Source organism: Streptomyces sp. NPDC023723 (assembly GCF_040639815.1).
GTDB lineage: Bacteria > Actinomycetota > Actinomycetes > Streptomycetales > Streptomycetaceae > Streptomyces.
On record NZ_JBFAAP010000032.1, the window covers coordinates 46451 to 62860 of the forward strand.

General features: G+C 71.0%; 10 protein-coding genes and 1 pseudogene. 5 read left to right on the top strand and 6 right to left on the bottom strand.

Going from position 1 to position 16410, the window contains the following annotated elements; translation table 11 throughout:
* Window positions 1–3 precede the first annotated feature (3 nt).
* Window positions 4–1647, bottom strand: a complete 1644-nt coding sequence (locus tag AB0G32_RS27545) for a subtype B tannase (RefSeq protein ID WP_361168755.1) — start codon at window positions 1645–1647, stop codon at window positions 4–6.
* A 950-nt stretch (window positions 1648–2597) separates the two neighbouring features.
* A complete protein-coding gene (locus AB0G32_RS27550; protein ID WP_361168758.1) occupies window positions 2598–4556 on the bottom strand; it encodes a hypothetical protein in 1959 nt (652 codons plus the stop codon).
* 1117 nt (window positions 4557–5673) lie between these two features.
* Here AB0G32_RS27550 and AB0G32_RS27555 point away from each other — a divergent pair.
* The 4 genes from AB0G32_RS27555 (at window position 5674) to AB0G32_RS27570 (ending at window position 10508) form a co-directional block, all read left to right on the top strand.
* Entirely contained in the window at window positions 5674–7236 is a 1563-nt protein-coding gene (locus AB0G32_RS27555) for an alpha/beta hydrolase-fold protein (protein ID WP_361168760.1), read from the top strand.
* A gap of 82 nt (window positions 7237–7318) precedes the next feature.
* The gene (locus AB0G32_RS27560) at window positions 7319–8191 is read left to right on the top strand and encodes a hypothetical protein (protein WP_361168763.1); all 873 of its coding nucleotides are present in this window, start codon (window positions 7319–7321) and stop codon (window positions 8189–8191) included.
* A 59-nt stretch (window positions 8192–8250) separates the two neighbouring features.
* Window positions 8251–9477 carry a hypothetical protein gene (locus tag AB0G32_RS27565; protein ID WP_361168766.1) on the top strand — a complete coding sequence of 409 codons (1227 nt, stop codon included), beginning with the start codon at window positions 8251–8253 and terminating at the stop codon, window positions 9475–9477.
* A gap of 326 nt (window positions 9478–9803) precedes the next feature.
* Window positions 9804–10508 carry a Clp protease N-terminal domain-containing protein gene (locus AB0G32_RS27570; RefSeq protein ID WP_361168769.1) on the top strand — a complete coding sequence of 235 codons (705 nt, stop codon included), beginning with the start codon at window positions 9804–9806 and terminating at the stop codon, window positions 10506–10508.
* Between the two features lie 99 nt (window positions 10509–10607).
* Here AB0G32_RS27570 and AB0G32_RS27575 read toward each other — a convergent pair whose 3' ends face one another.
* The 3 genes from AB0G32_RS27575 to AB0G32_RS27585 all read right to left on the bottom strand — a co-directional run bounded on the left by AB0G32_RS27575 (window position 10608) and on the right by AB0G32_RS27585 (window position 13726).
* A complete protein-coding gene (locus tag AB0G32_RS27575; RefSeq protein WP_361168772.1) occupies window positions 10608–11489 on the bottom strand; it encodes a cellulose-binding domain-containing protein in 882 nt (293 codons plus the stop codon).
* A gap of 81 nt (window positions 11490–11570) precedes the next feature.
* Complete coding sequence (locus AB0G32_RS27580) at window positions 11571–12170, bottom strand: hypothetical protein (RefSeq protein WP_361168775.1); 600 nt, start codon at window positions 12168–12170, stop codon at window positions 11571–11573.
* 236 nt (window positions 12171–12406) lie between these two features.
* The gene (locus tag AB0G32_RS27585) at window positions 12407–13726 is read right to left on the bottom strand and encodes a radical SAM protein (RefSeq protein WP_361168778.1); all 1320 of its coding nucleotides are present in this window, start codon (window positions 13724–13726) and stop codon (window positions 12407–12409) included.
* Between the two features lie 153 nt (window positions 13727–13879).
* On the opposite strand from AB0G32_RS27585, the pseudogene AB0G32_RS27590 reads away from it, so the two are divergent.
* Window positions 13880–15138 (top strand): annotated as a pseudogene (locus tag AB0G32_RS27590) (D-arabinono-1,4-lactone oxidase).
* Here AB0G32_RS27590 and AB0G32_RS27595 read toward each other — a convergent pair.
* Complete coding sequence (locus tag AB0G32_RS27595) at window positions 15098–16378, bottom strand: MFS transporter (protein WP_361168781.1); 1281 nt, start codon at window positions 16376–16378, stop codon at window positions 15098–15100. The pseudogene AB0G32_RS27590 and the gene AB0G32_RS27595 sit on opposite strands and share 41 nt — an antisense overlap.
* Between the last annotated feature and the right edge of the window lie 32 nt (window positions 16379–16410).

Consider the following 16410-nt stretch of genomic DNA (forward strand, 5'->3'; position numbering starts at 1 on the left):
CCGCTACTTCCGGTAGCCGGTCACCTTCGCGACCCACGCGATGAAGTCGCCGGGGTCGACGTTGGTGGCGTGGCCCTGGTCCCAGTAGAAGGAGTGGCTGACGTCGTCGCCGAGGTTGTCGGCGGCGGCGGCGAGGTTGGCGGAGATGACATGGGAGGTGTCGGTGTCGCTCGTGCCCAGGCGGATCCACCAGTGCTTCGACCGGCCCGCGTTCCGCTTGCCGAGGAAGTACATCGGGTTCATCAGGTCGAGCAGCTCGGGGATGTCGCTGTCGAGCCGCTTGCCGGTGACGCCGGTGGTGTCGTTCTTGAGGCTGTACGCCGTGAAGTGGCGGGCCTCGGTGGTGCCGGTGCCGAACTCGTTGTTCTCGCCGGCGGACAGGTCGAACGCGTCGAAGGCCGGCGCGGTCTTCTTCCGCTTGGCGACGTGGGTGAGGTAGTCGTCCCAGGTGAAGGTCGCCTTGTCGTCGGACCAGGTGATGAAGGTGTTCTTCGCCAGGTACGCCGTGCGCTCGGAGTCCGAGAGGGCCGCCAGATAGGTGGTGGCCGACGGCTGGAGGTAGGTCTCCAGAAGGTACTGGTCGTAGTTGCGGGCCGTGAGCGTGCCGAAGCCGTTCAGGCCCTTGAGCCTGAGGGACGCCTGGTACTCGGCGAACTGGGACTGGAGCGCCTTGGACACGGTCTGGTCGACGACCTTGCCGGTGCTCTGCGTGACGACGCTGCCCCAGTTGAACTCGTAGGCACCGTCGGCGTGTTCCAGGTCGGTGATCGGGCACCAGGCGCCGGTCGCGAAGATCGCGTCACTGGCGTCCGCCGCGCCGGCCGCCTTGAGGTACTTGTCGAAGAGCGGGCTGTCACCGGAGGCGCCGAGGAGCGCGGACACGGCGCCGCCCGCGCTCGTGCCGGTGGAGATGATCCGGTCGGTGTTGCCCGGGATACGGCCCTTGTTGAACTTCACGTACCGTACGGCGGCCTTGAGGTCCACGATGACGGCCGGGGCCGTGCCGTAGTAGGTGCCGGAGGAGTCGGTGAGGCTCCGGCCCCGCGTTCCGGGCTCCACGGCGACGTATCCCGCAACGAGGGCGAGCTTCGCGAGGTTGACCATGCCGTTGACGGCGCCCGTACCGCCACCGCCGGGCGCACCACTGGCAGCACCGCTGGGCGCACCGCTCGGCGCACCGCTGGGTGCCGTGCCCGTTCCGCTGCCGCCGGACATGAGGTCGCCCATCTCCAGCGCGCCCTGTCCCACGCCGGTGGCCTCGGCCACGCTGGAGGGCATGTAGGCGCCCACCGCGTTCGCCAGGACGATGGGAGCGTTCCGGGCGTCGACGGCCTTGCCGTCGATCTTCACCGGGACGCTGACCACGAGGCTCTGGTGGGTGTCGTCCGAGGGGCTCGTGACGTAGTCGCGCGGCTTGTAGAAGTGGTACACCACTTCGTGGTCGGTGCCCGCCGCGTCAGTGATGGTCTCGGTCAGCTCGGTGTAGTCGTCCTTGTCGAAAACAAGGGCCTTCGACGACCCCGAGCCACCGGACGCACTCTTGTCCGAGGCGTTGGCGGTCAGCGCGATCCCGCCCACCGCCGCGACACCGGCGGTCGCCCCGATGCCCAGGACGACGGACCTTCGCTTCACTGCCTTGTGCTTCACAGTCTCTGTCTCCTTGTTACGGCGGGGCCCACCCGTGTCCCGGGAACCGGGTGACCGGGTGACCGAGTACGACGGTGCATCGATTTCGGCCCTGCTGCCGCGCGGCACTCTGGGCAGGTGTTCCGTTGGTGCGGACCCCGCCTTCGCCACGAACCTAGGTGCGCCCTCACGAGATCGTCAACAATTTTGTTGACTTCACAGGTGATGCCCAGGATCACGCGCTGAACGCCGATTACCGCTTGCCGGCAACCGGCCAGGGCGCGCGAGCGCGTCGCCACGAACCCGGCCGTCACGCCGTTACTTGGCCGTGGTCGTGCGACCGCACCCACGGCCTGCTGTTCCAGGTCTCCTGTGACTGCTGGAGCGGTCGGCACTCACGTCGTCCGGCCCGTTCGGGGGCGTCCGGACGTGGCCGGCCGGGCAGCCACTGATGGCCGCGATGCCGGTCACAGCCCTCGCGCCGTCACGGCCCGCCGAACGCCGCCCCGGGCCGGCTCACCGGACCCGCTCACAGGGGTCCATACGAAACCCACAGAAGACGTTCAGGCCGGGGACGCACGATCGGCCGTGGAGTCGGAAGAGATCAAAAGGTGGATCCACGGCATCGTGGACGTACCGCGAGTGATGTGTGTGCTCGCACCCGTGACGCAAGGAGTGCTGTCCAGTGAAGCGCAGGGCTGTTCTGATGGGCCTGGCCGCGAGCGCCGCGGTGCCGACGAGTCCCTCATTCGTGCGTACCGACGCGTGAGGCCACTGTGTCGGTCGGAGTGCGGGAACTCGACTCCGGCCAGGCCCCGTTGGGACGCATCCGCCGACCCGGCGCCGGACCAACGAACCACCGAACCACCGAACCACCGAACCACCGAACCACCGAACAGAAAGCCACAAGTCAAAGATCTGCCCCTCGTAGGACATCTTTCGGAATCGGTGGACAGGTGAGGATTCACCGGTCACAGCGGCACGAAGACCCAGGCGAGGAACTCACCGGTGCCGGAGCTGAATGCCTCGTAGCCGGGCATCGGCGAGGCGACGGGCGGGCCGTGCACCGCTGTGTGCAACGAGTCGGTGTAGCCAGGGCGGGTGAGCCACTGATGGTTGTGAGCGGTGTAGAGGGTGTCGTAGCGGCCGTCCGTCTTCGCCCGCCACCCGTCGAGGGCGGTGGCGAAGGCCTTGCGGGAGGTGCTCAGCGTCAGTCCTCGTACGCCCTGGACACCGAGGGCGTCGCTGGCGTACAGCACGCGCGACACGGGGTCGAGCAAGGTGATCGAGTCGGTCCGGCGTCCCGGCAGGGCGTGCACCTCCAGACTCACCCCGCGCTGCTGCCGGTCCCGGCCGATGTCGAGACGGTCACCGTCGCGAACGTGCGTGACGGATCCGGACCGGCGCGGAACAGACACGCCGGTCGGCACGATCAGGGGAAGGCCGTCGAACCGGTGGACGCCGTCGAGACCAGCGGGATCACCGTCGGTCAGGACTACCTCGAGGTGGGCGTGGCCGATCAGCCGCTGCGCATACCGAGCCAGGCCCGGTGCACTGCGGCCGGAGGCGACGAGCAGCGCCCGCCGCGTGCCGACGACCAGGTACGCCGACTCGTCCGCCGAGTCCCGGATCATCACCAACCCGGTATGGATGTTGCCGAGGAACGCGTACGGGCCGTCGAGGAACGGATCGGTGGGATACCGCGACGGAATGCGTACGCCGTGGAAACGCCGCATGTCGCCGGCGCCGCCGGTCGGCCCGCCGGGGTAGAGGTTCGTCAGGCTGTAGACCATGCGCGCGACGCCCCCGCTGATCCACACGTTCTCGCGGCCGAGTTCGTGGTACGGGTCGGCGAGGATACTGCCGTCGAGGGCGCCTTCAGCCGCCCCGATCATGTCATCGAGGTAGTCCAGGTCCAGTGGCCGCCCGTTGACCGGCGGATCGGCCCGGCCGAACTGCCGGATCTGGTAGAAGTGCGCGGGCAGCAGCGCCAGACCACGCAGCGGCTCGAGCTCACGGCGCAGCTCGCGCAGCATGGCGGCGTAGGTGCTCGTCGTGGCGCTGGCGAAGTGCGCCCATACGTACGCGGAGCCGATCGCGTCGCCAGTGGCCAACATCAGGTTCCGGGCGTCGAGGTAGCCGGTCGATCCCGGGGTGTGGCCGTACATCGCGACGACGTCGATCCGGCGGCCTCCGAGATCGATGGCGTCCACCGTCTGCCCGGGCCCGTTGGCGGTGCTGCCTCCGTCCTGGCGGACCGGGACCCAGTTCGGGGTGGCGGTCGGCCCCCAGTCCAGGTCGGGGTAGTACACGGTGCGGTCGGTCATCTGCGCGACCTTGCCGGTGTGGTCGCCGTGGCGATGGGTGATGGCGACGTCGAAGTCGACCGGACGATGTCGTTCGCCTCCGTCGTCGTCATGGCCGAGCAAGTGGTGGACGACCGTCTTGAGATCGTTGACGCCCGGCGTATCGGGAGTGTTGATCGCGGTGTCGACGAGGAGGGCCCGATCATCTCCTTCGAACAGCCACATCGTCGAGCCCTGGGCGTACTGGCTGCCGTCGGGGCGAGGTGCGAGCTGCTGCATGTTCTCGATGCGCCAGGTCCGGTGACCCCGGTCGCTGAGGGCGATCAGGTAGGCGGTGTAAGCGCCCCACGGGTTGGGGCCGGCGAAGCCGTCGCCCTGGGGGCGCCCGTAGTCGTCGGTGGCGACGGCGACGAACCCCGGGACCAGGTCGTACCAGCTGATCCGCGGCGGGGAGCCCGGTCTCCCCCGGTCCGCGAACGCGGGCGACGGCAGGCCGCCGACAACGGTACCGGCGGCGGCCAGCGCGGCGGCCGCGGCCAGCAGGTTCCTGCGGCTGAAGGTCGCGACGGGTGCTCCGCAGACGTCGTCCGGCGCGCCGCAGAGCGAGGGATCGGTCTCGTTCATCGTCTGTGTCTCCCGTCGTGGTGGGGTTCGCGGTCCGGCTCCGGGCGGTGAGTACTCGCGCTCACCCGCAGGTTCCCTCATGCGGGACGGGGGGCCCGGTGCTACCGCCCTGACTACGGGAGCACCGGGAGCCGGGGGCCTTGTCGGCCGGTGTACGAGGTGGAGCTGCCTGAGGAGGAGGCCGCGCGGGATCCGGCGGGTCCGCGGTCACTGCGAAGCACCAGTGAGCACGGACAGGCGCCGGTCTGCGCGGCGGAATGGGGGCGTACGGGCCGTTGACGGGGACTGTGCTCTTCAAGTTGTGCGGTACGGACGGTGCGTGCTGCTCACCTGCGACAGGAAGGGTGTCGCATGGCTCGTGAGCCGGGATCGCGTGCCATGAACGTAATCCCGCGCAACACTGTGAGCAATATGTGCGACAGCATTGTTTACATCTTTTGAAGCGACCACCTCTGCGCCCCAACTCCGGGGTCCACAAGTCGTGGGACGCGAACGCCCGCTCGTCTCTGCGGACACGGCGGTCACGTTGACGCTTGCGACGTGGCCGCCCGAAGCCACGCGGCACCTCGCCCGCCCACGGGGAGCGCGACTCGGTCGCTGCTGCGGGACGACGTCGGGAAGGTCGACTGCGGGTTACACGTCCTTCGAGTCGCCGCAGTCGACGGCTACCACTGCGTGGTGATCCCGGACTCGGTTGTCGCGCGTGGGAATGTTCACGTGTCGAAGATGGATGAGCGAGGTGGCGGCCCTCCTGGCCTCATGCCGGAGACGCCAGGGACAGACGGATTGGGCCCGTGCGGGTCGAACTTGGGGTCGCGGAGTCTGCCGGAACTGATTGATCGTCAAGCTGTGAGTTCCCGGCCCCACATGTGTGATCCATTGACACGTTGATTTCATAGGGGTTACATATGCGGCGCTTGACGAGATGCCCGTTCGATCTTTGAACACACACAAGGTCCTACCAGGCCACCTGCCCCTTTCGCGACACCCACGTCGCGCCTGCCCGCGATGCGTACCGCGGCCCCTCCGACAATCCGGTACGCCGTGCGCACCTGCCCTCGGTTCTCGCTGCTCCGCCACACAGATCTCCCAGCACCACCCGGATGAAAGAGCCGCCATGCCCAGAATGACCCGCGGACGCGTCGTAGCCCTCTCCCTCACGGGAGCTCTGACCGCAGCCGCTCTGGTGTCCACCACCTCGGCCAATGCCAGTTCCCCGAACTCCCCGTCCGCTGCCCTCGGCCCCACCGTGACGCGTACGGGCACGGGACCGACCGGCTATGAGGTCACTTTCCGCGTCAAGAACGCGACGGCCACCTCGATGCGGATCAAGGGCACTTGGTCCTTCTCGTCGACGGAGTCCGCCAGCACGGATCCGACGAACTCCTCGCCGATCGCGGCGGCCGACTGGGCACCGGGCGACTTCCCGCTCCAGTCGCCCGACCAGCCTGGTGAGGCGTGGGCCGTCGCGTCGATGACCAAGGACGCCAAGACCGGCATCTGGTCGTACACGGTGCCGCTGCCGTCCGGCACCTTCGACTACCAGTTCTATGCCGACTGCGCCTCCGCCACGCTCAGCGGCTGCACCGCGAAGACCGACCCCGCCAACCCGGCCTGGAACAGTACCGGTTCGTCCGCCGTGTTCAGCCAGGTGTACGTGCCCTCCGACGAGAGATTCGGCACCGCCGACCTCTCGTACACGGCGGACGCCCCGGCATCCAAGCAGGGCAAGCTCGCCGAGGTCACCTATCCGACCGCCAACTCCACCACCGGCAACCACCAGTTGGCCGTCTACACCCCGCCCGGCTACAACGCGAAGCGCTCCACCCCGTACCCGGTGTTCGTCCTCAGCCACGGCGGCGGCGAGAACGAGATCGCCTGGTCCACCCGCGGCCGGCTCCAGCAGATAGTCGACAACCTGATCGCCTCCGGCAGGATGCAGCCCGCCATCGTGGTCATGCCCAACGGGAGCGGTCTCACCTCCGGCAGCTACACCACGGAGATCACCGGCACCGTGCTGCCGTACGTCGAAGCGCACTACAACGCCGGCACCGGCGCCGCCGACCGCGCCTTCGCCGGCACCAGCGCCTACGGCACCCAGGCCAACAACTTCCTCTTCAAGAACACCACCGCCTTCGGCTACATCGGCGCCTGGTCCCCGGCCTCCGGCGCCCCCGCCGTCACGGTCACCGGCCAGGGCAACACCCCGATCGACGACGCCTACAAGAACCCCGCCCTGAAGAAGGTCCTCGGCATCCACCTCGCCATCGGCCAGGAGGACCTCGGAGGCAACGCGCCCATGATGACCGCCATCACCGAGCGCGAGGGCCTCATCAACGCCGGCGTCCCCTTCACGTACTACTCCACCGGCGGCGGCCACACCTGGTCCTTCTGGCAGCAGACCCTCTACGACTTCCTCACCCGGGTCGGCTTCCGCGCCACCACCACCGCGGTGACGACCGGCACCTCGAAGCTGACCGCCACCGTCACCCCGGCGACCACCGAACCCGCCACGCCCACCGGCACCGTCCAGTTCAAGGCCGACGGCGTCGCGGTCGGCAAGCCCGTCAAGCTCAGCGGCGGCAAGGCCGTCCTCAGCGGCAACGCCTCCGCCTGGACCGGCAAGACGGTGACCGCCGTCTACAGCGGCGACAAGCTCTACAACGCCAGCACCGGCTGACCACGGTCTCGGCGGGCCGGTCCGCACGCGCGGACCGGCCCCGTGCCCCGCCAACCACACACCTGCAGAAGGAAGGCATCCCATGTCCGCTCTGCATCGGCTGCCCGGTACCGTCGGCGCTCTCACCCTCGCGGCCGCCCTCACAGCGGCCGGGGCCGGGACGCCCGCCGAGGCGACGACGTCGAGCAGCAAGGCATCCGCAGCCGCCCGCGCCTACTACCGGCTCGATGGCGCCGCCGTCCACATCAAGAACACCCGCGCCAACACCGTCACCCTGCGCGCGACCTCTTCGGCCGGCTGGGCCACCACGACCGGCACCGACGTCACCGCCTGGTTCGTCGGAGCGGACGGCACCGCCGCCTTCACCGACCCCACCGGAGTCGCCCGCGCCACCCTCAGCGCCGACCGGCAGCGACTGACGATCCTCATCGACGCCTCCAAGATCACCGGCTTCACCGGCAGCGGCTCCGCCGACCTCTACGTCCGCCCGGCCGCCGGCGCTCTGCGCGCGACCTCCGGACGAGCGGCGTACACCCCGCTCGCGACGGACGTGGGCGACTACACCGTCCCGGAACTGGACGTCACCAGCGACATCTTCGGCAGCGCGTACACACACGGCAAGAGCACCCTGAAGGAACACTTCGGCGGAGTGGTCACCTACGACCCCGACACGCAGGCCGACCTCGCCCTCAAGCTGCCCGGCCTGGAAAACAGCAAGATCGGCACCAGCGGCGCCAAGGTCGAATTACCTCCGGCGACGGCTACTACCCCTCCGAATACGTCCTCAAGGCCGACCGGCTCACCCACGCGTGGTCCAAGGGCAGAACCAGCTACTCCCTCCAGCAGGGCGACCTCGCCATCGACACCGGCGACTATCCGATCACCGATACCGACAGCGGCCGTGAGTGGAGCTGCCTGGGCGGCGACGGACAGGGCAACTACACCTTCAACCTGAAAGTCAGCGGCATCACCTACAACGGACTGCCCGTCGCGCCGAAGACGATCGGGGTCCACGTGTCGATCTACGGCTACAACTACACCGCCGACGCCACCGCCCTCTACGGCTCCGGCACCACTGTCGAGCCGAACTTCGCGCCGCTGAGCGAGAAGGTCGCCGACGCGCCCGAGCGCGCCTCGCGGCCCGAGTGGACCTGGGTCGGCGCGGGTGCCGAGCCCGACCTCGCCGACGCGAAGGCCGACGACTTCTACGTCACCTGGCCCCGTCGTGTGAACGCCTCCGCGCTGCGCGCCTCCGACATCAAGGTGACCCTGCGCAGCACCGAGGGCGACACCTACACCCTCAAAACCGGCCGGGACTTCGAGCTGGACACCTCCAGCGGCGAGACCCAGATCGCCGTCACGCTGCGGAACTGGGCGTTCGAGCCGGTGTACAGCTCCCTCGCCGTCACCGTGGACCCCGCGCACCTCAAGGGCGACAAGCCCCAGACCGGCCTGACCAGTTCGTACGACATCACCAGCGTCTACGCCTACGAGGCCCAGCAGGGCGGCGGCGGCACCACCGTCGACGGCACCGTGACGGCCTACAGCTTCTACGGGCTGGCCAACCTCACCTCTCCGGGCCAGGTAATGTCCCCGGTCACGTACACCCTGAGCACCACGGCCAACGGCAAGACGCAGTACTACGCCGAGGACTCCCAGGGCGCCGGTCGGCTGGTCGGCTCGGTGGCGGACGCGAAGGTCTTCGACGGTTCTGGCGCCGCCGACCGCAATCTGCGTCTCATCGGCAACACCGTCTATGTCACCACCCGCCTCGGCCGCACAACGTCTGCCACCGTCGACGGCACCCCCCTCACCTTCGCCAAGACCTACGGCGGCGGCAGACTCCTGGCCCCCGCGGCTGCCGACGGGGAACTGACGACCATCCCCGGATACGCGATCGACCGCTCTTTCGCCAACTGGGTGAGCCACGAGAAGTGGGCCTGGCAGAGCAGCGTCGCCGTCGGCTGGACCGGCATCGACATCCAGCCCTACACCGGCAAGTTCGAATGGAGCGTCGCCAGGGGGGCCACTCAGCAGTTCACGGCGGACGACGCGTCCGTCACCTGGAAGATCGTCGGGAAGGTCGCCCCGGGCACATCCCTCTCCCGGACCGGTCTGCTGACGGTCGCTGCGAACGAGACGGCCACCACCTTCGCCGTCGTCGCCACCTCCACCAGCGACACCTCCCGCGAGGGGAAGGGAACGGTCAACGTGACTGTGACCGCACCCGCGGCCTCATAGCGGTGCATCGTCGCCGGATCCCGGTCGGGCCCGGGTCCGGCGCTGCGGTTCCGTCGAGTCGCGGCGATCCCAGCCGCTCGGTCTCGGCAGGGCTGCCGCACCCAGCCCTTGTCCACTTGACGAACTTCCGGATGCGGGCAACGCCCAGCGCGGCGACAGCCATCGGTCAACACCTCCGAGGTCACGCACAGCGGACAACAGCGGCATGCGGCAGCCGCGAGAACGGGCACGAGCGTAGCCACCCGCGCCGACGGCGGGGTCCCGCTCTCGATGCGAAGTGACAACCCAGGGTTGACAGTGGCCGACTGACAACCTAGGGTTGACACATGACGCAGATTACTCCGCCGGTCAAGCTCGACGAGCTGATCTCGGCGATCACCGAGAACCACACCAACGCCCTCGACCAGCTGGCCGGCGCGGTGCTGCTGGCCGACCACATCGGCGAGGTCGCCGACCATCTCATCGGTCACTTCGTGGACCAGGCCCGGCGTTCCGGCGCGTCCTGGACCGACATCGGCCGCAGCATGGGCGTCACCCGGCAGGCCGCCCAGAAGCGGTTCGTCGGCAAGCCCGACGCCAAGCGGTCGAACGTGTTCGAGAAGTTCTCCCAGCCCGCCCGCAGCGCGATCATCGCCGGCATGAACGAGGCCAAGGTGGCCGGCAACGCCGAGATCGTCCCCGCGCACCTGGTCCTCGGCCTGCTCGGCACCGAGGGCGCCGCGGTCGGCGCGCTGCGCGCGCAGGGCGTCGACCTCGACCAGGCGCGGGACACGGTGGTGGCCGCCCTGCCGGCGCGCTCCGACGCCGATCCGGTGCTGATCCCCTACGGCGCCCGCGCCAAGAAGGCGCTCGAACTCGCGTCGCGGGTGGCCCTGCGGCTCGACGAGGACGGGGTCAGCACCGGCCATGTGCTGCTGGGGCTGCTGGAGGAGGAGGCCGGTACCGGGGTGCTGTCCTCGCTGGGGGTCGACACGGCGGCGGTCGAGACCTTCGTCACGGAGGCCGCCGACGAGTCCCCGGTCGCCTCGTAGCGGGGCGGGAGATCCGGGCGAGGTGGGGCCCCGGCCGGGGGTGACACCTCGCCCGGTGTTACGTCCGTCTCGTGACCGCCGTACCGGACGCGGCCGGTCTCATCCGCCGGCGCAGGTCCGCCCGTTCAGGGTGAAGGTCCCCGGTGCCTCGTTGCGGCCCGACCACGCGGCCAGGAAGCCGAACGACAGCGTGCCGCCCGCCGGGACCGCGGCGTTGTAGGCGGCGGCCGTGACGGTGACCCGGGAGCCGTTCTGGGACGGGGTCGCGTCCCACATCTGGGTGATGCGCTGGCCGTCGGGGAAGGTCCAGGAGACGCGCCAGGTGTCGAGGGCCTCGGGGGTGGTGAGGGTGACGGTGGCCTGGAAGCCGTCGGGCCACTGGTTGACCAGGTCGTAGTGGACCTCGCAGGCCGGCGCGGCGGCCGTGGCCGTGGCCGTGGGGGTCGGCGCGGTGACCGGCGCGGCGGTGGATGTGGGCGTGGGCGGGGTGGTGCCGGTGCCCTGGGGTTTCGGTGCCGGGGCACGCCGGGTGGTGCCGGTGGGGGTCCGGGAGCCGTCGGGGGTGGCCCCCGGCGCGGTGGTGGACGCGGGAGGCGCGGTGGGCAGTGGCCGACGGCCCGCCGTGGCGGCCGGGGTGGCCGGGCCGGCCGTGTCGTGGCCGGCGTCCGCGGTGTCGCCGAAGGGGCGCAGGGACGCGGTGAGGGCCAGCAGGGAGATCAGCGCGGCGGTGCCGAGGAGGCCGCCGCGTACGGCGCGGGTCCGGCGCGTGCCGTGGTCCGGCGCGGCGGCGTCCTCGTCCGGCGGGGCCGGGCGGCCGGCGGCGCGGCGCACCTCGGCGGCCCGGCGGCGGCGTTCCAGATAGGCGAGGCCGCCCCAGCCGATCACGCCGTCGGCCAGGGCCGCGGACAGCGAACCGGGGTCGGTGCGCAGACAGCCTGCCGCCTCGGCGCAGTCGGCGCACCCGGCGAGGTGACGGGACATCTCCACCCCGGTCCCGGCGCCCGGCACAGCCGCCCCGCCGCCGCTGCCGGACGCGGGCACCTTCCCGGCGCCCGGGGCACCCTACCCCCACAGCCGTCCGTAGGCGCCGCACCCGTCCCCGGCCCGGCCGTCGAGGTGGTCGCGGTGGCAGCGGTCCCGGAAGAGGTCGCGGGCCTGGGCGAGTTCGGCGGTCGTGGCGGCCGGGTCGAGGCCGAGCCGGCGGGCCACCACCGGCAGCGGCAACGCCTCCACCTCGGCCAGCCAGAGCAGTTCGGCGTCCAGGAACTGCATGTCCCGCAGGGCGCGCAGCGCGAGCGGGCGGCGCGCGGGCGGGCCGGTGTAGCGGGCGGCACTGGCGGAGTTGAGCCAGAGGCGGAAGTCGGGAGCGAGGTCGTCGCCCCGGCCGGTGGCCTCCCAGGACGCCGCCGTGACGCGTACGGCGGTCAGCAGCGCCGGGATGCGGGGCAGGAGCCGGACCGGGCGGCGGCCGGTGCCGGACGCGGTGCGGGCGGAGCCGGCGCCGCGGGCCTCCCGCAGGCCCCGGGTGAACGCCTCCGTGGCCAGCCGGGCGGCCGCCGCGGAACCGGCGGTGCACAGGTCGGCGTAGGAGAGGACCGGGTCCCAGCACTCGGCGAACTGCGCGGCCGCGGCGGCGTCCTGGGGCATCGGCAGGTCGGACATGGAACTCCCGCGTCCACGGGCGAGGCCAACTCACCACGCCGACGGTGGAGTTGTGAATACCTCGCGGCAAGGGGCGAGCTTGCCACGGGCCCGGCGCGCATGACAAGCGTCGGAGCGCACAACGGCGACGGGCCCGGCCGCCGGGCGTGCGCCCGCGCGTACCGGACCGCGGCACCGAGCGCCCCCAGCCGGGTCGCCCCGGTCGGGTCACCCCCGGTCAGGCCGCCCCGGTCAGGTCACACCTCGACGGGCGCGTCCGCCGGGAGGCTGTCCATGAAGGAGCTGACGGAGAAGACCGCGTTGCCGGCGCCGGGCGGGCCGTAGCCGGGGGGCGAGGAGAGACCGTAGTCCTCCATGGTCTGCCGGTACGCCTGGAGCAGCCGGATGTGGTACTCCAGCGGCGCGCCGTCGGGGTTGGTCTTGCCGAGCGGGGTGGTCGGCTCGGGGCACCAGGTGGTGAACCGGGGCGTGATGCCGTGCGACATGAAGAAGCGCAGGCCCTCGGTGGTCGACTCGATCGCCTCGTCGACCGTCTTGAAGCCGAACGGCTCGGCCATCTCCACGCCCGCGACGAAGTTGGGGATCACGTTGCGCGCGCCGAAGACCTCGGTCGAGTCCAGGATGCGCCGGTGCCACTCGTCCCGGCCGACGTACCGCTCCTTGCCGGGGCAGTACATCTTGAACAGGTACTCGTCCCACACCTCGAAGTTGGGGTGGTAGATCTGCACGCCGTAGTCCTTGAACCGCTGGACGTCGGACTTGGGCAGTGCCTGGGCGACCACCTTGCCGATCCAGCGGCCCGGGAAGTGCTCCTCGATGGCCTTGGCGTACCGCCCGTAGAAGTCCGCCTCGTCCAGCCCCTGGACCTTGGAGGTGATCGCGCCGCCGGTGAGCGTGTACGCGGTGGAGATCTTGGCGGTGTCGTACTTGTCGATGATGTCGAGCGCTTCGAGGACCTCGTCGACGTCCTTGACGCCCGTGTACGGCCGGCCCGCCGCCTTGTGCTGGCGCCAGTTGTGATTGATGTCGCAGTACTGGCACTCCTCCTTGGCGCCGAAGTACTGGCAGACGCGGAACGCGGTCAGGTAGATCAGGTAGCCCCACTGGATGGTGGGGGCCACCTCCATGACCGACTTCCCGTTGGAGAGCTTGTGCCGGTAGTACTCCGGCATCGGCGGCACGCCGACGTCCGCGATCCGCTTGCCGTCCAGGTAGAGGCCGAGGACGTTGTGCTCGTCGGCGGCGACCCGGTACGGCGAGGACGGGTTGACCCGGACCGAGACGACGGTGCGGCGCAGGTCGTAGGGGCCGCCGGTGAGGATGATCTCCTCGGGCGGGCGGCGCAGCGCGGCCTCGCCCAGTTCGGGCAGGGTGCCGTGGTCGAAGGAGAAGATGAAGTACGACTTCGGCTTCACCTCGCCGTCCTCGTTGTCCGACAGTGCGGACGGGTCGAAGGCCACCCCGCCGCGGAGCAGGTCCTCCTTGAAGACCGCCTCCCGCGGTACGTGCGGGAAGCGCTCCATCAGATCCTCGACCAGCGCGGTACGGCTGCCCATCCTGTGTCTCCTCCCGGCTCGCGTTCGACTTCTCACGGTATGCCCCCGCCCGCGCGTCTTCCCCGCCGGGTCCCCCCTCGGCGCGCCAGGTAGGTTTCCGCCGAGGGCTCCTGGTCCTCGGCGAGATCCTGTGCGATGAGGGAGGGGTGCGGGATGACCGACACCACCGTGACCAACTGGGCCGGCAACATCACCTACACGGCCAAGGAACTGCACCGGCCGCACTCGGTCGACGCCGTGCGGGCGCTGGTGGCCGGCAGTGCCCGGGTACGGGTGCTGGGCAGCGGGCACTCCTTCAACGAGATCGCCGAGCCGGGCGCCGCCGGCGTACTGCTGTCCCTGGCGGACCTGCCGCCCGAGATCGACGTGGACCGGGCCGCCGGCACGGTCCGGGTGGGCGGGTGCGGTACGCGGAGCTGGCCCGGGTGGTGCACGCGCACGGTCTGGCGCTGCCCAACATGGCCTCGCTCCCGCACATCTCGGTGGCCGGTTCGGTGGCGACCGGCACCCACGGCTCGGGGGTGACCAACGGCTCACTGGCGTCGGCGGTGCGCGAGGTGGAGCTCGTCACGGCCGACGGTACGGGCCTGCGGATCGCGCGCGGCGACGAGCGGTTCGGCGGCGCGGTGACCTCGCTGGGCGCGCTCGGTGTGGTGACCTCGCTCACGCTCGATCTGGAGCCGGCCTACGAGGTCGAGCAGCGCGTCTTCACCGAGCTGCCGCTCACCGCGCCGCTGGACGAGGTGCTGGCGGCGGCGTACAGCGTGAGCCTGTTCACCGACTGGCGGGCGCCGGGCTTCAGGCAGGTGTGGCTGAAGCGGCGGACGGACCAGCCGCTGTCCGGCTTCCGGTACGCGGCCCCGGCGACCGGGAAGACGCATCCGGTGCCCGGGATGCCGGCGGAGAACTGCACCGAGCAGTTCGGCGTGCCCGGGCCGTGGCACGAGCGGCTGCCGCACTTCCGCGCCGAGTTCACCCCGAGCAGCGGCGCCGAACTCCAGTCGGAGTACCTGCTGCCGCGCGAGCACGCACCGCGCGCGATCGGCGCGCTGGACGCGATACGGGACGTGCTGGCGCCGGTCACGCAGACCTGCGAGTGGCGCACGGTCGCCGCCGACACCCAGTGGCTGAGCCCGGCGTACGGGCGGGACACGGTGGCGGCGCACTTCACCTGGGTCCCGGACCCGGCGGCGGTGCTGCCGGTGGTGCGGCGGGTGGAGGCGGCGCTGGACGGGTTCGCGGCCCGCCCGCACTGGGGGAAGGTGTTCACCACCGGGCCGGCCCGGCTGCGCGAGCTGTATCCGCGGCTCGGCGACTTCCGGGCGCTGGTGGCGGAGCTGGACCCGGCGGGGAAGTTCAGCAACGCGTTCGTCAGCGACGTGCTGGCCGGCCGAACCGCCGGATCGGTGTGAACAGGGCGGCCAGCGCGATCAGTACGCAGCAGGCGCCGGCCACCAGGGCCACCGGGGCGGTGCCGCGCCGCTGTGCCGCCCAGGTCAGCACGGCCGCGCCGAGCGGCGCCGCCGCGTAGTGCAGGGTCCAGAAGGCGGAGGTGACCCGGCCCAGCAGGTGTTCCGGGGTCACCTCCTGCCGCAGCGACATCGAGCAGGTGCCGGCCATGCCGACGCAGGCCAGGAAGGCCGCGCTCAGCAGGGCCACGGCTGACGCCTCGCGCACCAGGCCGAGGCCCGCGAAGGCCAGTCCGCACACCGCGACCGCGCCGGTCCAGGTGCGGCCGAAGCCGAGCCGGCGGCGTACCCGGGCGACCAGCAGCGCGCCGGTGATGGTGCCGAGGGCACCGGCCGCCATGACCACGCCGACGGTGTGGTCGTCGTGGCCGAGGTCGTGCTTGAGGTGGTAGATGACCAGGTCGTTCAGGCCGAGGGTGAGGAAGCTGAAGCCGAACAGCAGGGCGGTGAGCGCGCGCAGCACCGGCTGCCGGTACAGGAAGCCCACCCCGGTCCGCAGGTCCGCCCAGAGCCCGGGCCGTTCGGCCGGCCCGTCGTCGGCGGCCCGGGCGGTGAACCGTACGAGGACCAGGCAGCCGGCCGAGACACCGAAGCTGACGGCGTTCACGCCGATGGCGGCGGCGGGGCCGGACCAGGCGGCCACCACCCCGGCGCACAGCGGCCCGAGGACGCCGGCCGCGGCGGCGGTCGCGTTCAGCCGGCCGTTGGCCTCGGTGAGCCGGCCGGTGCCGACCAGGCCGCGCACCACGGTGACGTAGCCGACGGCGAAGAACATGCCGACCGCCTCGCACAGCGGCAGGACGGCGTACAGCAGCCACAGTCGCGGTCCGAACAGCCACACCGCCGGGATCAGTCCGTACAGGAGCATGCGGACGAGGTCGCAGCCGATCAGCAGTCTGCGGCGGTCGACCCGGTCGACGACGGCCCCGGCGAACACCGCCGCCAGCACGGAGGCCGCGCCGCCCACGGCGGTCAGCAGGCCCATCCGGGCGATCGAGCCGGTGGCCTCCAGGACCAGCAGCGGCAGGGCGATCAGGGCGAAGGAGTCACCGAGGACGGAGAGGGTCTGGGCGGCCCAGAAGACGCCGAAGTCCCGCTGCCGCCACAGCGGGAGCGGGCCGGCGCCCGTCGGCCGTCCGGTCTTCGGGCGTCCGGTCTTCGGGCGGTGTGCCTCGTGCGTCATCCGGTTCCCTTCCCCCCTGGTGGTGTGCCGGG

Bases quoted from the DNA above. Each gene is read 5' to 3' on its own strand.
- AB0G32_RS27550 (WP_361168758.1), bottom strand. From the start codon at position 4,556: ATGAACGAGACCGATCCCTCGCTCTGCGGCGCGCCGGACGACGTCTGC.
- AB0G32_RS27555 (WP_361168760.1), top strand. From the start codon at position 5,674: ATGCCCAGAATGACCCGCGGACGCGTCGTAGCCCTCTCCCTCACGGGA.
- AB0G32_RS27560 (WP_361168763.1), top strand. From the start codon at position 7,319: ATGTCCGCTCTGCATCGGCTGCCCGGTACCGTCGGCGCTCTCACCCTC.
- AB0G32_RS27570 (WP_361168769.1), top strand. From the start codon at position 9,804: ATGACGCAGATTACTCCGCCGGTCAAGCTCGACGAGCTGATCTCGGCG.
- AB0G32_RS27575 (WP_361168772.1), bottom strand. From the start codon at position 11,489: ATGTCCCGTCACCTCGCCGGGTGCGCCGACTGCGCCGAGGCGGCAGGC.
- AB0G32_RS27580 (WP_361168775.1), bottom strand. From the start codon at position 12,170: ATGTCCGACCTGCCGATGCCCCAGGACGCCGCCGCGGCCGCGCAGTTC.
- AB0G32_RS27585 (WP_361168778.1), bottom strand. From the start codon at position 13,726: ATGGGCAGCCGTACCGCGCTGGTCGAGGATCTGATGGAGCGCTTCCCG.
- AB0G32_RS27595 (WP_361168781.1), bottom strand. From the start codon at position 16,378: ATGACGCACGAGGCACACCGCCCGAAGACCGGACGCCCGAAGACCGGA.